Source organism: Streptomyces sp. NBC_00259 (assembly GCF_036181745.1).
Classification (GTDB): Bacteria; Actinomycetota; Actinomycetes; order Streptomycetales; family Streptomycetaceae; genus Streptomyces; species Streptomyces pratisoli.
The window spans coordinates 6,676,106-6,690,824 of sequence record NZ_CP108080.1; the positions used below are offsets into that span (position 1 = coordinate 6,676,106).

13 protein-coding genes are annotated in these 14,719 nt (G+C 69.0%); 2 read left to right on the top strand and 11 right to left on the bottom strand.

Features of this window, described 5'->3' with window-relative positions:
• Positions 1-92: 92 nt before the first annotated feature.
• The gene (locus OG766_RS29985; protein WP_328726617.1) at positions 93-911 is read left to right on the top strand and encodes an SAM-dependent methyltransferase; all 819 of its coding nucleotides are present in this window, start codon (positions 93-95) and stop codon (positions 909-911) included.
• Between the two features lie 190 nt (positions 912-1,101).
• On the opposite strand, the gene OG766_RS29990 is transcribed toward OG766_RS29985, so the two are convergent.
• Together OG766_RS29990 and OG766_RS29995 are read right to left on the bottom strand one after the other, a co-directional pair.
• Complete coding sequence (locus OG766_RS29990) at positions 1,102-2,004, bottom strand: helix-turn-helix domain-containing protein (protein ID WP_328726618.1); 903 nt, start codon at positions 2,002-2,004, stop codon at positions 1,102-1,104.
• Positions 2,005-2,096: 92 nt separating this feature from the next.
• Entirely contained in the window at positions 2,097-2,330 is a 234-nt protein-coding gene (locus OG766_RS29995) for a DUF397 domain-containing protein (RefSeq protein ID WP_328726619.1), read from the bottom strand.
• Between the two features lie 167 nt (positions 2,331-2,497).
• On the opposite strand from OG766_RS29995, the gene OG766_RS30000 reads away from it, so the two are divergent.
• Entirely contained in the window at positions 2,498-3,043 is a 546-nt protein-coding gene (locus OG766_RS30000) for an ATP-binding protein (RefSeq protein ID WP_266386689.1), read from the top strand.
• 262 nt (positions 3,044-3,305) lie between these two features.
• Here OG766_RS30000 and pssA read toward each other — a convergent pair whose 3' ends face one another.
• The 9 genes from pssA to OG766_RS30045 form a co-directional block, all read right to left on the bottom strand.
• Entirely contained in the window at positions 3,306-4,175 is an 870-nt protein-coding gene (gene pssA / locus OG766_RS30005) for a CDP-diacylglycerol--serine O-phosphatidyltransferase (RefSeq protein ID WP_266388731.1), read from the bottom strand.
• Complete coding sequence (locus OG766_RS30010) at positions 4,168-4,815, bottom strand: phosphatidylserine decarboxylase (RefSeq protein ID WP_266386686.1); 648 nt, start codon at positions 4,813-4,815, stop codon at positions 4,168-4,170. The genes pssA and OG766_RS30010 overlap by 8 nt, the downstream gene beginning before the upstream one ends.
• Positions 4,816-5,006: 191 nt before the next feature.
• Complete coding sequence (locus OG766_RS30015) at positions 5,007-6,212, bottom strand: acyl-CoA dehydrogenase family protein (protein WP_266386683.1); 1,206 nt, start codon at positions 6,210-6,212, stop codon at positions 5,007-5,009.
• A gap of 2 nt (positions 6,213-6,214) precedes the next feature.
• A complete protein-coding gene (locus OG766_RS30020; RefSeq protein ID WP_328726620.1) occupies positions 6,215-6,796 on the bottom strand; it encodes a MaoC family dehydratase in 582 nt (193 codons plus the stop codon).
• Positions 6,797-6,801: 5 nt separating this feature from the next.
• On the bottom strand, positions 6,802-7,767 hold the full coding sequence (locus OG766_RS30025; protein WP_266386678.1) for an HpcH/HpaI aldolase/citrate lyase family protein: 966 nt from the start codon (positions 7,765-7,767) through the stop codon (positions 6,802-6,804).
• Complete coding sequence (locus OG766_RS30030) at positions 7,764-9,776, bottom strand: protein meaA (RefSeq protein ID WP_328726621.1); 2,013 nt, start codon at positions 9,774-9,776, stop codon at positions 7,764-7,766. The genes OG766_RS30025 and OG766_RS30030 overlap by 4 nt, the downstream gene beginning before the upstream one ends.
• A gap of 16 nt (positions 9,777-9,792) precedes the next feature.
• Positions 9,793-11,130 (bottom strand): crotonyl-CoA carboxylase/reductase, encoded by a 1,338-nt coding sequence (ccrA, locus tag OG766_RS30035; RefSeq protein WP_266386672.1) that lies wholly within the window; start codon positions 11,128-11,130, stop codon positions 9,793-9,795.
• 463 nt (positions 11,131-11,593) lie between these two features.
• The gene (locus OG766_RS30040; protein WP_266386669.1) at positions 11,594-12,430 is read right to left on the bottom strand and encodes a TetR family transcriptional regulator; all 837 of its coding nucleotides are present in this window, start codon (positions 12,428-12,430) and stop codon (positions 11,594-11,596) included.
• 103 nt (positions 12,431-12,533) lie between these two features.
• Positions 12,534-14,315 (bottom strand): 3-hydroxyacyl-CoA dehydrogenase family protein, encoded by a 1,782-nt coding sequence (locus OG766_RS30045; protein ID WP_328726622.1) that lies wholly within the window; start codon positions 14,313-14,315, stop codon positions 12,534-12,536.
• Positions 14,316-14,719 lie beyond the last annotated feature (404 nt).

Below are 14,719 nucleotides of genomic sequence, written 5' to 3' on the forward strand. Positions count from 1 at the left end.
GCTGTTCCAACGACCTGTACCGCCTCCCTGGTGCTCTTTAGCATGTGCGTCCTACCCGACCAGATTTCCCCGTTGACGTGAATGAGGACTGGATGCAGCGCGAGTCGTGGAGCCCGGACGCCATCGACACCAAGGTGCCCAGCGTGGCGCGAATGTACGACTACTTCCTGGGGGGCGACGACAACTACCAGTCCGACCGCGACGCCTGCGCCCAGTTGTTGCAGCAGGTTCCCAGCACCAAGGTGCTCGCGGTCAACAACCGTCGCTTCCTGCAGCGCGTCGTGCGAACGCTGGCCGCCGACTACGGAATCCGCCAGTTCGTCGACCACGGCTCAGGGCTGCCGACCCAGGACAACGTCCACCAGGTCGCCCAGGCCGTCGACCCGGAGTCACGGGTCGTCTACGTGGACAGCGACCCCATCGTGCTCGCACACGGCCGCGCGCTTCTGGAGGAGAACGACCGCACCGCGGTCATCCAGGCCGACATGCGGGACACCGAAGGCATCTTCAGCCATGAGGAGACGACACGGCTGATCGACTTCAGCCGGCCGGTCGCCGCGCTCTTCGTGTCGGTGCTGCACTGCATTCCGGACGAGGACGATCCGGCAGGGCTCGTCCGCCAGGTCGCCGAACGCCTCGCCCCCGGCAGCTTCATGGTGGTCTGTCAGCTGGTCAGCGACCGGCCCGAGATCCGCAAGTTCGTCACGGACTTCATGGCGGAGGCCACCGGCGGCCACTGGGGCCGGGTCCGCGAGGAGCACGAAGTGACGGAGTTCATCCGGAGCGCGGGCCTGGAGGTGCTGGAGCCGGGTCTGGTGGAGGTGTCCACCTGGCGGCCCGACACCGACCTCGCCCCCGTCCAGCAGACCGACGAATGGATCGAGTGGGGCGGCGTGGGCCGCGTCGTCTGAGCCCTCCGCTCACCCCCGTACGCACCGCGGCCCCCGGGCGTCTCTCCCGCCCGGGGGCCGCGGCGTTGCTCCAGAACCATCTCAGGGGACGGATCGGCCAGAGGGTCCCAGGGGGCCTCGGAGAGGCTCGGAGCCGGGACACGAGTCCCCGAGAGGCTCAGATAGGGCGGGACACGAGTCTCCGAGAGACTCAGAAGCGGGACAGGCGCTCCTGTACGAGGTCCAGTGACTGCCTCGGCGTGAGGGCGCAGGCACCGAGCCGGTCCATCATGTCGCGGTACTGCTCGACGACCTGCGGCTTCTGGCTGAACGTGCTGTCGGTCAGATGCTCGATGTAGACGGCGTCCTTCAAGTCGCTCAGCGCGAAGCGCAGATACGTCACCCCTGTACCGACGCCGACCGATGCCGTCAGGTCCAGCGGCGCGATCTGCAGGGTGATCCTGGGCTGTTGCATCATCGCGGCGAGATGCTCCAGCTGACCGCGCATCACCTGCGGACCGCCGACCGTGCGCATGAGCACGGACTCGTCGATCACGGCCCACAGGCGCGGACCGTCGGGCTGGTCCAGCTGACGCTGCCGCTCCTGACGGAGATCGACGCGGCGCTGCACGTCGTGGGTGTACAGGCGCGCGGGCCCGGACTGGATCACCGCGCGGGCGTAGGCGGAGGTCTGCAACAGGCCGGGCACATAGAACGGTTCGTACGTACGGATGGTCGCCGCCGCCCCCTCCAGCGCGACCAGCGGCGCGAAGAAGTCGGACAGGACGTCGCTGAAGGTGCGCCACCAGTCGCTGCGGCGGGACTGCTCCACCAGCCGCAGGAACTCCGCGACGCGTTCCTCCCCGTCCACGCCGTAGAGACCCAGCAGGGCGAGGGCGTCGGCGGGCTTGCAGCCGTGCCGGCCCAGCTCGATCCGGCTGGTCTTGGACCGCGAGAAGCCGAGCCGGACGTCGACGGCCGAGGGGTCGAGCCCGGCGGCGGCGCGGAGTTCGCGCAGCTTGCCGCCCAGGATCACCTTCAGGGCGGTCGGGTTGCTCTCGACCGCCCCCAAGGGCCCGGCGAACAACGACGGGCCCGGTTCTACTGCAGCCATCGCGCGCTCCTGCGGACTATTGAGAAGACGACGACACTATCCCGTACATCTATAGGTGAGCCATGGGGAAATGGTCGACGCGGGGGCGGTTTTCAGCCAATCACGCCGTCGAAATCGCCATCGCGGGCGCCCGCGACAAAGGCCTCCACCTCGTCGCGTGTGTACACGAGGGCAGGCCCTTGCGGATCGCGGGAGTTGCGCAGGGCCACCTGTCCGTCCGGGAGTGCCGCCAGCTCCACGCAGTTACCCGTGGCGTTGCTGTGACTGCTCTTGATCCATGTCGCCGCGTTCAACGCGTCCGCCCGCATGCCGTTGGAGAACTCCATGCCCACCAACCCCTCTGTGTTCGCACGTTCGTTCGCTCCGGATCTGGTCAATGCAATCTCAGATGCAATTGCATTTCCGAGGCCGACTCGACAATACTCGTTCACCACCGGCTGCCGCAGCGTCGAACACCCAGGCCTGCAGGGGGACATGAACAGTGACAACTCACATGTCAACCATTTCGACCACGAAGGCCGGGCACGGTAGTCGGCGCGCGTCAGCGCAGTTCGGCCCGAAACCGTCGCCCGGTGGTTCTGGTGCGACATGGCAGGACAACGCCCTGGACGGGCTGCCCGCCCTCGGCGGGTTCGCCGCGTGCGGACTGGACGGCACCCTTCTCAACGCCCGCCAGGCGCGGCGCTTCGTCGCCCTCACGCTGAACGGCTGGGAGCTGGAGCCGCTCATCCCGGACATGTCGCTGATCGTCAGCGAACTCGTCACCAACGCCGTCCGGCACGCGCTCGCCCCCCGTCCGCAGGGGGCCGCCACGGAGTACCCCCTCTGGCTGGGCCTCGTCCGCGAACCCGGACACCTCGTCTGCTCGGTCGCCGACCCGAGCCCCGAGCCGCCGCGTCCCCGCACCGCCGAGGCCTCCGCGCTGGACGGCCGCGGCCTCGACCTGATCGACGCGCTGAGCGAGAGCTGGTCCTGGTCGCCGACGGAGCCGCGCGGCAAGACGGTGTGGGCGAGCCTGGCGGTCCCGGGCCAGGACTGAGCCCGGCCGCGTTCCGCGCAACCGCCGGCACCGGCAGGAGCCGCCCCGTCGCGTACGCACCGCCGCGCCGGCCCTGCACGACATTCCACGCCTGCCGCGCTGCCGCGCACGACGCTCTCGCACACTCCACGCACCCGCCGCCGTCCCCGGACGACCGACCCCGGACCCGCGAACGCCCGCCCGTGCACGCATGGCACGACGAAGGGCCCGGGTGCCATGCACCCGGGCCCTTCGAGGTGGTTCTGAGACCGCTGTGAAGCCGCTACGGAAGCTGCGCCGAGGCCCGTGCCTCGCGACGGTTGTCGCGGAAGGTGTTCACCCGCCGTGCCGTCGCGAAGAGCGGGATCGTCGCCGCCAGCACGATCTGCAGGGCGCAGCCGGCCTGGAGCAGCATCTGGCCGCCCGGGGCGTCGAAGGCCCAGGCCGCCAGCAGGCCCATCGCCCCCACGATCCAGCTCAGCATCGCCACCGCGAGGACACCCCGCGGCTTCGGGTACTCGACCCGGCTCACCATCAGCCAGGCCGTACCGATGATCGCGAGCAGCGTCGGGATGAACGGCAGCCCGAGCAGCACGATCGAGACGACCGTCAGCGCGCCGAAGGGGCTCGGCATGCCCTGGAACATGCCGTCCTTCATCGTCACGCACGAGAAGCGCGCAAGCCTGAGCACCACCGCCAGCAGCACCACGATCGCGGCCACCGCCGAGACCTTCTGCTGCAGGTCTACGCCGGGAGTGACCATGCCGTACACGAGTACGAAGTAGGCCGGGGCCAGACCGAAGCTGATCAGGTCCGAGAGATTGTCGAGCTCGGCGCCCATCGGGGACGAGCGCAGCTTGCGGGCCACGATGCCGTCGAAGAGGTCGAAGATCGCCGCGGCCAGCATCAGGATCACGGCGGTGGCGGCGCTGTTGCGCGCCATGCCGGTCTCGGTGCTGCCCGTGAGGTGCGGGATCAGGATTCCGGTGGTGGTGAAGTACACCGCCATGAATCCGCACGTCGCGTTACCGAGAGTGAGGGTGTCCGCTATCGACAACCGCAGTGAGAGGGGCATCTCCTCCGCTTCGTCCGCGGCCCCGGACCCGGGCTCGGTCCCTTCGACCCAGCCCGCCTGTGTCTCGGGATCAATCACGGTCAATGCGAGTCACCCCCGCGGTCGTGGCCTGGCCGACCTCGACTGCGACCTCGACACCCGCCGGGAGGTAGATGTCGACACGCGAGCCGAAGCGGATCAGGCCGATGCGCTCACCCTGCTCCACCTTGGTGCCCTGCGGGATGTACGGAACGATGCGGCGGGCCACGGCGCCGGCGATCTGGACCATCTCGATGTCACCGAGTTCGGTGTCGAAGTGCCAGACGACGCGCTCGTTGTTCTCGCTCTCCTTGTTGAACGCCGGGACGAACCCGCCGGGCACGTGCTCGACGGACGTCACCGTGCCCGCGAGCGGGGCGCGGTTGACGTGGACGTTCAGCGGGCTCATGAAGATCGCGACGCGGGTGCGCCCGTCCTTCCACGGCATGATGCTCTGCACCACACCGTCGGCCGGGGAGATGACCCGGCCCTGGGTGATCTCGCGCTCGGGGTCGCGGAAGAACCACAGCATGCCCGCCGCGAGAGCGGTGGTGGGCACGGCGATGGCCGCGGCACGCTTCGACCGGCGCGCACGCGCCAGGCTGAGCGCCGCGGTCGCGACGGTCGGCAGAAGCCACGGCGATGCTCCGCGCGCGAGGCGGACGCGGCCGCGAGGTGCAGAGGTTTGGCTGTGGGGCATGGATGACCTTCGTAGCGGATGATGCCGCGCTGGCAACAAAGGGGACGGCGGCTTTTTGGCGATGCTATCGGTTGCGGGCCGCAACTGGGCAAGCCAGAAGCCGAGTCGGTCGGCCGGAAGCCTTCGCCAAAGGCTGCCGGAGTGTGACGTAGTTCGCGGCCGAACCGGCCGAACCGACTCAAAAGCCTCATTCAGCCCTGGAGCCGATACTCCTCGAGGAGCCGGCGACCAATGATCATTTTCTGGATCTCGGCGGTACCTTCGCCGATCAGCAGCATAGGGGCCTCGCGGTAGAGACGCTCGATCTCGTACTCCTTGGAGAAGCCGTAACCGCCGTGGATCCGGAAGGCGTCCTCGACGACTTCCTTGCAGTATTCGGAGGCGAGGTACTTCGCCATCCCTGCCTCCAGGTCGTTTCGCTCCCCGGAGTCCTTTTTGCGTGCCGCGTTGACCATCATCGCATGGGCGGCCTCGACCTTGGTAGCCATCTCCGCGAGCTTGAACTGAATGGCCTGGTGCTGCGCGATCGGCTTTCCGAAAGTGTGACGCTGCTGGGCATAGGAGACACCCAGCTCGAAGGCACGCTGAGCGACACCGCAGCCACGTGCCGCCACGTTCACCCGGCCGACTTCCACTCCGTCCATCATTTGGTAAAACCCTCGGCCCGTGGTGCCGCCGAGGACCCGATTGGCCGGAATGCGCAGTCCGTCCATGATGAGCTCGGTCGTGTCGACGCCCTTGTAGCCCATCTTGTCGATCTTCCCGGGAATGGTGAGGCCCGGGCGGACCTCTCCGAATCCGGGCTCCTTCTCGACCAGGAACGTCGTCATCGACTTGTGCGGGGCGGTGCCCTCGGGGTGTCCTTCGTCACTTCGGACGAGAACCGCCACGAGCGTCGACGTGCCGCCGTTCGTCAGCCACATCTTCTGGCCGTTGAGGACGTACTCGTCACCGTCCTTCACCGCCTTCGACGTGATCGCCGACACGTCCGAGCCGAGCGCCGGCTCGGACATCGAGAACGCGCCGCGCACCTCGCCGGCCGCCATCCGGGGCAGGAAGTGGTCCTTCTGCTCCTGGGTGCCGTGCTGCTTGAGCATGTACGCCACGATGAAGTGCGTGTTGATGATGCCCGAGACGGACATCCAGCCCCGGGCGATCTCCTCGACGCACAGCGCGTACGTGAGGAGGGACTCGCCCAGGCCCCCGTACTCCTCCGGAATCATCAGGCCGAAGAGCCCGAGTTCCTTCAGTCCGTCGACGATCTGCTGCGGGTACTCGTCGCGGTGCTCCAGCCCGGTGGCGACCGGGATGATCTCCTTGTCGACGAAGTCCCGGACGGTCGAGAGGATCTCCTGCTGGACGTCGGTCAGACCAGCGGTCTGGGCGAGTCGGGCCATGACTACTTCTCCGCCTTCTTCGAGGGCTCGATCGGCTCGGCACCAGAGGTGCCGCCCCGCAGGGGCGCCGTTTGAGGGTGGTGGTGGGAGACGGCCGGGCGGCCGGGCTGCTCGCCGCCGCGCTCCTTGATGTACGTCTCGGTGGGCACCATCACCTTGCGGCGGAACACGCACACCAGGGTGCCGTCCTGCTTGTAGCCCTTCGTCTCGACGTAGACGATGCCGCGGTCGCTCTTCGACTTCGACGGGGTCTTGTCGAGGACGGTCGTCTCGCCGTAGATCGTGTCTCCGTGGAACGTCGGGGCGACGTGCCGCAGCGACTCGATCTCCAGGTTGGCGATCGCCTTGCCCGAGACGTCCGGCACGGACATGCCGAGCAGCAGCGAGTAGATGTAGTTGCCCACGACGACGTTCTTCCCGAAGTCGGTCGTCTTCTCCGCATAGTTCGTGTCCATGTGGAGCGGGTGGTGGTTCATGGTCAGCAGGCAGAAGAGGTGGTCGTCGTACTCCGTGACCGTCTTCCCGGGCCAGTGCTTGTAGACGGCGCCGACCTCGAACTCCTCGTATGTGCGTCCGAACTGCATGATGCTCAGGCCTCCGGGGCTTCGAACTTCGAGGTACGGGTCATCCCGGCGGCGCGGCCCTTGCCGGAGATGACGAGCGCCATCTTGCGGCTGGCCTCGTCGATCATCTCGTCGCCGAGCATCGCGGAGCCCTTCTTGCCCCCCGCCTCGGACGTGTAGTAGTCGTACGCGTCCAGGATCAGCTCGGCGTGGTCGAAGTCCTCCTGGGAGGGCGAGAAGATCTCGTTGGCCGCGGCGACCTGGTCCGGGTGGAGCACCCACTTGCCGTCGAAGCCGAGGGCGGCGGCCCGCTGGGCCACGGCGCGGTAGCCCTCCTGGTTGCGGATCTGCAGGTAGGGGCCGTCGATCGCCTGGAGGTTGTTGGCACGGGCGGCCATGAGGATCTTCATCAGGATGTAGTGGTAGGCGTCCGCCGGGTAGCCGGGCGGCTGCTCGCCGACGACCAGCGACTTCATGTTGATGGACGCCATGAAGTCGGCCGGGCCGAAGATGATCGTCTCCACGCGCGGGGAGGCCTGGGCGATCGCGTTGACGTTGTTGAGGCCCTGGGCGTTCTCGATCTGCGCCTCGATGCCGATCTTGCCGACCTCGAAGCCCATGGTCTTCTCGATCTGCGTCAGCAGCAGATCGAGCGCCACGATCTGCTCGGCGTCCTGGACCTTCGGCAGCATGATGCAGTCGAGGTTCTGGCCCGCGCCCTCGACGACCGTGACGACGTCCCGGTACGTCCAGTGCGTCGTCCAGTCGTTGACCCGCACGACCCGCGTCTTGCCCGTCCAGTCGCCCTCGTTGAGGAACTTGACGATGGTGTGCCGCGCCTCGGGCTTGGCGAGCGGCGCGCACGCGTCCTCCAGGTCCAGGAAGACCTGGTCGGCCGGCAGTCCCTGGGCCTTCTCCAGGAAGCGCGGGTTCGAACCGGGCACCGCGAGGCAGGAGCGTCGCGGACGCAGGCGGTTCACGGGGCTGGTCATGCGGGGACCTCCAGGGGGTCGAGCTTGTTCGCTTTCCGGATCTCGTCGACGATACGGCCGATGATCTCCGTGATACCGAAGTCCTTCGGGGTGAAGACGGCGGCGACACCCGCACGCTTCAGGTCCTCGGCGTCGCTGTTCGGGATGATCCCGCCCACGATCACCGGGATGTCGGATGCGCCCGCCTCACGCAGACGCGTCAGTACGTCCGGCACCAGCTCGGCGTGCGAGCCGGACAGGATCGACAGGCCCACGCAGTGCACGTCCTCCGCGAGGGCGGCGTTGACGATCTGCTCGGGCGTGAGCCGGATGCCCTGGTAGACCACCTCGAAGCCCGCGTCGCGGGCGCGTACGGCGATCTGCTCGGCACCGTTGGAGTGCCCGTCCAGGCCGGGCTTGCCCACCAGCAGCCGCAGCCGGCCCGAGCCCAGCTCGCCGGCGGTACGGGAGACCTTGTCCCGTACGAGTGCCATCGGCGTGCCCTCCTCGGCGGTGACCGCGACCGGCGCGGACGACACACCCGTCGGGGCGCGGAACTCGCCGAAGACGTCCCGCAGCGCCCACGCCCACTCGCCGGTGGTGACACCCGCGCGGGCGCACTCGACGGTGGCGGCCATCAGATTGCCGTCACCGGCGGCCGTGGCCTTCAGAGCGGCCAGCGCCTCCTGGGCGCGGCCCTCCTCGCGGTTGTCGCGCCACTCGTGGAGCTTCGCGACGACCCGGGCCTCGTTCGCCGGGTCGACCGTCATGATCGCGGTGTCGAGGTCCGCGGTGAGCGGGTTCTCCTCGGTGGTCTCGAAGATGTTGACGCCGACGATCTTCTCCTGGCCGCCCTCGATCCGGGCGCGCCGCTCGGCGTGCGAGGACACCAGCTGCGACTTGAGGTACCCGGACTCGACGGCCGCCATCGCGCCGCCCATCTCCTGGATCCGGTCGATCTCGGCGAGCGACTCCGTGACGAGGGCGTCGACCTTGGCCTCGATGACGTGCGAGCCCGCGAAGATGTCCTCGTACTCCAGCAGATCGCTCTCGTGGGCGAGCACCTGCTGGATGCGCAGCGACCACTGCTGATCCCAGGGCCTGGGCAGGCCCAGGGCCTCGTTCCACGCCGGGAGCTGGACGGCGCGGGCGCGGGCGTCCTTGGAGAGGGTCACCGCCAGCATTTCGAGGACGATGCGCTGGACGTTGTTCTCCGGCTGGGCCTCGGTCAGACCGAGCGAGTTGACCTGGACGCCGTAGCGGAAACGGCGCTGCTTGGCGTTCTCGATGCCGTACCGCTCACGCGTGACCTTGTCCCAGATGCGCCCGAAGGCGCGCATCTTGCACATCTCCTCGATGAAGCGGACGCCCGCGTTCACGAAGAAGGAGATCCGGGCGACGACATCGCCGAACTTCTCCCGGGGGACCTGCCCGGAGTCCCGTACGGCGTCCAGGACGGCGATCGCCGTGGACATCGCGTAGGCGATCTCCTGGACGGGCGTGGCCCCGGCCTCCTGCAGGTGGTAGCTGCAGATGTTGATCGGGTTCCACTTGGGGATGTTCGCCACCGTGTAGGTGATCATGTCGGTCGTCAGGCGCAGCGACGGGCCGGGCGGGAAGACGTGCGTCCCGCGCGACAGGTACTCCTTGACGATGTCGTTCTGCGTCGTCCCCTGGAGCTTGGTGATGTCGGCGCCCTGCTCCTCCGCGACCACCTGATAGAGCGCCAGAAGCCACATGGCCGTGGCGTTGATGGTCATCGAGGTGTTCATCTGCTCCAGGGGGATGTCCTGGAACAGCCGCCGCATGTCACCGAGGTGCGAGACCGGGACCCCGACCCGGCCGACCTCGCCGCGGGCGAGGATGTGGTCGGGGTCGTAGCCGGTCTGCGTGGGCAGGTCGAAGGCGACCGACAGGCCGGTCTGGCCCTTGGCGAGGTTGCGCCGGTACAGCTCGTTGGAGGCCTCGGCCGTGGAGTGACCGGCGTACGTGCGCATGAGCCACGGCCGGTCCTTCTGACGCTCTGTCATCGAACGGACCTCTGCCTCAGATGTTCCGGAAGCGGTTGATGGCGTCGAGGTGCTTGGCGCGCAGCTCCTCGTCGCGCACGCCCAGGCCCTCCTCGGGCGCCAGCGCGAGGACGCCGACCTTGCCCTGGTGGAGGTTGCGGTGGACGTCGTAGGCGGCCTGGCCGGTGTCCTCCAGGGAGTACACCTTCGACAGGGTGGGGTGGATCTTGCCCTTGGCGATCAGGCGGTTGGCCTCCCACGCCTCGCGGTAGTTCGCGAAGTGCGAGCCGATGATGCGCTTCAGCGACATCCACAGGTAGCGGTTGTCGTACTCGTGCATGTAGCCCGAGGTCGAGGCGCAGGTGGTGATGGTGCCGCCCTTGCGGGTGACGAAGACGCTCGCGCCGAAGGTCTCGCGTCCCGGGTGCTCGAAGACGATGTCGATGTCCTCGCCGCCGGTGAACTCACGGATGCGCTTGCCGAAGCGCTTCCACTCCTTCGGGTCCTGGGTCTGCTCGTCCTTCCAGAACTTGTAGCCCTCGGCGTTGCGGTCGATGATCGCCTCGGCGCCCATGGAGCGGCAGATGTCGGCCTTCTGGTCGCTGGAGACGACGCAGATCGGGTTGGCGCCGCCGGCGAGCGCGAACTGGGTGGCGTACGAGCCGAGTCCGCCGCTCGCTCCCCAGATCAGCACGTTGTCGCCCTGCTTCATCGCCGCGCCGTTGCGCGAGACCAGCTGGCGGTAGGCGGTGGAGTTCACCAGGCCCGGTGCCGCGGCCTCCTCCCAGCTGAGGTGCTTGGGCTTGGGCATCAGCTGGTTCGACTTGACGAGGGCGATCTCCGCCAGGCCGCCGAAGTTGGTCTCGAAGCCCCAGATGCGCTGCTCGGGGTCGAGCATCGTGTCGTTGTGGCCGTCGGAGGACTCCAGCTCGACCGAGAGGCAGTGCGCGACGACCTCGTCACCGGGGGTCCAGGCGTTCACGCCCGGGCCGGTGCGCAGGACGACGCCCGCCAGGTCGGAGCCGATGACGTGGTACGGCAGGTCGTGGCGCTTGGTGAGCTCGGAGAGCCGTCCGTAACGCTCCAGGAAGCCGAAGGTCGACAGCGGCTCGAAGATCGAGGTCCAGACGGAGTTGTAGTTGACCGAGGAGGCCATGACCGCGACGAGCGCCTCGCCGGGGCCGAGCTCCGGGACCGGCACGTCGTCGAGGTGCAGCGACTTGCGCGGGTCCTTCTCGCGCGTGGTGAGACCGGAGAACATCTCGGTCTCGTCCTTGTGCACGGTCACCGCACGGTACGACTCGGGGAGCGGCAGTGCGGCGAAGTCGGCGGACGTGCTGTCCGGCGACTGGATCGCGTCCAGGATTTCCTTCACGGTGTTGCCTCCGGCGAATGGCGTTCGAGACGAGAACGCTGAGGGGAGCGTCGGGGAGTGTCTGCTGTGGAGGTGTGCCGTCGGTTCGGCGGGGTGGTGCCGGCAGCGCTTGTGGGCGCGGGAGGTTGCCTGTGACGCAGGCGTCCGGGCGCGCGAGCCGGTGGCTTGCGGGGACAGCCGACGTACGACAGTTGTCTGCACGCCGGCCGCCCGGACAACATCAACGTATGGCACCCCGTGCCAGGCCGCAAGACACTGCGTGCCAACAATTTCACTCACATGCAATCTCCCGGTCACAGATGAGCGATGATCGATCGGATAAGGGGCCTGACCTGCGACAACGGCCGCCCGGAAGGGGCGGCCGTTGCCTGGAGTATCCGTCTGTGACCACACAGTGGTGGGTGATGTGGCCCATGACTCGGGCCTCGGCGCGTACCCGGGGCGCGTCCCGGAGGGAACGTTCCTAGCGGCCGCGCAGCGCCTGTTCGATCGTGCGCATGACCTCCGGCAGCGGGGCGTCCGTCCGTGCCACCGCGACCAGGACCTCCCCGCCCGACTGGACCTGAGCCGCGGGACTCCGCTCCGCGCCCGCGCCCGGGCCCGAGCGTCCCGCGCCGATCCCGGATCCGAACGTGTCGCGGACGATCGCGAACGCGTGGTCGAGCTGCGCCTCCACGTCGCCCTGGCCGCCCGCCCGCAGCCAGCGCCGCAGCACATGGTTGTGCGCGGTGACCACGGCGGACGCGGCCACCTCGGCGAGCAGGGGGTCGTCGTTGCCGTCGTGGTGGTCGCGCTCGTCGAAGTGGCCCAGCAGATAACGGGTGAACAGCCGCTCGTAGCGGGCCACCGAGGCGATCTCCCGCTCCCGCAGCGTCGGCACCTCGCGGGTCAGCCGGTAGCGCTCGACGGAGACCGCGGGGGAGGCCGCGTACATCTTCATGACTTCCTTGATGCCCCGGCACACGGTGTCGAGCGGGTGCTCATGGGGCGGCGCGGCGTTCAGCACCGCCTCGGCCCGCACGAGCGTGTCGTCGTGGTCCGGGAAGATCGCCTCTTCCTTGGAGCGGAAGTGCCGGAAGAACGTCCGGCGGGCGACCCCTGCCGTCGCGGCGATCTCGTCGACGGTCGTCGCCTCGTATCCCTTGGTGGCGAACAGTTCCATGGCCGCCGCGGCCAGTTCCCGGCGCATCTTGAGCCGCTGAGCGGCGGCGCGGCTGCCCGCGGCGCTTTCCGGGGCGTCGGTCGAGGCGGGCGCGGAGGTCCGGGAGGGCCGTCGGGGGGCGTCAGCGGGCTGGGACATGCCCTGAACGTACTGCATCTGCGCGGCGGGCTGCGCCTGCAGGGGCGGGCCGCCCGCACCGTCCAGCAGCCCGCCCCAGCCCGATCCGTTCGCGCCGCCGGAATCAGCGCCGGGCATATTCGCGGAAGCCGCGACCGGTCTTGCGGCCGAGGCAGCCCGCGGCCACCAGGTGCTCGAGCAGCGGCGCGGGGGCCAGGCCCGGGTCCCGGAACTCCCGGTGGAGCACCTTCTCGATCGCGAGCGAGACATCGAGGCCGACGACGTCGAGGAGTTCGAAGGGCCCCATCGGATAGCCGCCGCCGAGCTTCATCGCCGCGTCGATGTCGTCGAGCGAGGCGTAGTGCTCCTCCACCATCTTGATCGCGTTGTTGAGGTACGGGAACAGCAGCGCGTTCACGATGAAGCCCGCGCGGTCGCCGCAGTCCACCGGGTGCTTCCTGATCCTCGTCGTCACCTCGCGGACCGTGGCGTGGACTTCGTCGGAGGTCAGCACCGTACGGACGATCTCGACGAGCTTCATCGCCGGCGCCGGGTTGAAGAAGTGCATGCCGATGACGTCCTGGGGCCGCGAGGTGGCGCGGGCGCAGGCGACGACGGGCAGCGAGGAGGTCGTGGTGGCGAGCACCGCGCCGGGCTTGCAGATCTTGTCGAGGGTGGCGAACAGCTGCTGCTTGATCTCCAGGTCCTCGGCGACGGCCTCCAGTGCCAGATCGACCTCGGCGAACGCGTCGAGCGAGCCGGCCGGCGTGATCCGTGCCAGCGTCTCCTCGCGGGCCTCGGAGGTCATCCGCCCCTTGTCGACAGAGCGCGAAAGCGACTTGGCGATACGGGACTTGGCCGTCTCGGCCTTCTCCTGGCCGCGGGCGGCGAGGACGACGTCGTAGCCGGCCTTCGCGAAGACCTCCGCGATACCGCTCGCCATCGTGCCCGAACCGGCCACGCCGACCGAGGCCACCGGGCGCCCGCCGGCGGCCTGCGCGGCCTCCAGCGGCGTCAGCGCGTCGCGCACGACGGCGGCGCTGTCCGGCGCCTCGTAGGTGTAGAAACCGCGGCCCGACTTGCGGCCGGTCAGTCCCGCCTCGCTGAGCTGCTTCAGGATCGGCGCGGGGGCGTGCAGCCGGTCGTGGGACTCGGCGTACATCGCGTCCAGGACGGTGCGGGCCGTGTCGATGCCGATCAGGTCCAGCAGCGCGAGCGGGCCCATCGGCAGTCCGCAGCCGAGCTTCATCGCGGCGTCGATGTCCTCGCGGGAGGCGTACTTCGCCTCGTACATCGCGGCGGCCTGGTTGAGGTAGCCGAAGAGCAGCCCGTCCGCGACGAAACCGGGCCGGTCGCCGACCGCGACGGGCTCCTTGCCGAGGTCACGGGCGAGCACGGTGACGGCCTCCACCGCGTGCGGGGCGGTCAGCACCGAGGAGACCACCTCGACGAGCTTCATCGCCGGCGCCGGGTTGAAGAAGTGCAGGCCGAGGACGCGCTCGGGGCGCGCCGAGTCGGCGGCGAGCCGGGTCACCGACAGCGCGTTGGTGCCGGTGGCGATGATCGTCTCCGGGCGCACGACGGTGTCGAGCGCCTGGATGACCTGTTGCTTCGCCTCGTACGACTCGGGCACGACCTCGATGACGAGGTCCGCTTCCGCGGCCGCCTGGAGGTCGGAGAAGGTGCGGAAGCGCGCGAGGATGTTCCGGCGCTCCTCCTCGGTGATGCGCTCACGCTCGACGGCGCGCGCGGTGGAGGCTTCGAGGGCGGTGACGGCGTGGCGGGCGGCGGCGTCGCTGCTGTCGATGCCGATGACCTCACGGCCGGCCCGGGCGAGGACCTCGGCGATACCGGTGCCCATGGTGCCGAGACCGACGACGGCGATGGTGGAGAGAGGGATGTCCATCACGGGACTCCAGGAATGAGTGACGACTGAGGGAGGGCGTACGTGCCGCGGGGCGCCGCCCGCGGTCCGCAGCCGCGGACCGGGCGAGGCGCGTGGCACGCGCAGAGCGCATGTCGCGATGAAGATGGCGACGGACCCTGTCCCGGAGTCACGCCGAACTGCCGAACCGACCAGCTCTCCCCGGCCCTGCGGCCTGGGAGTCACCCCCGGGCGGCTGCGTCACCAGGCCGCCGAGAGCAGTGCGGGTGTTGCCCGCTCACTTGAGGTTAACCGGCGAGTAACGAGCGCGCCAGCCCTGGGCGGATGTGATCTGCGCCGCGCTCCGTGGCCCCCGCCGCGCCCACCGGAGGGTGACGTCCGGATCGTGCCGGACCCGGTCCGGGGCGCAGCGCCTAGGCTGCTCC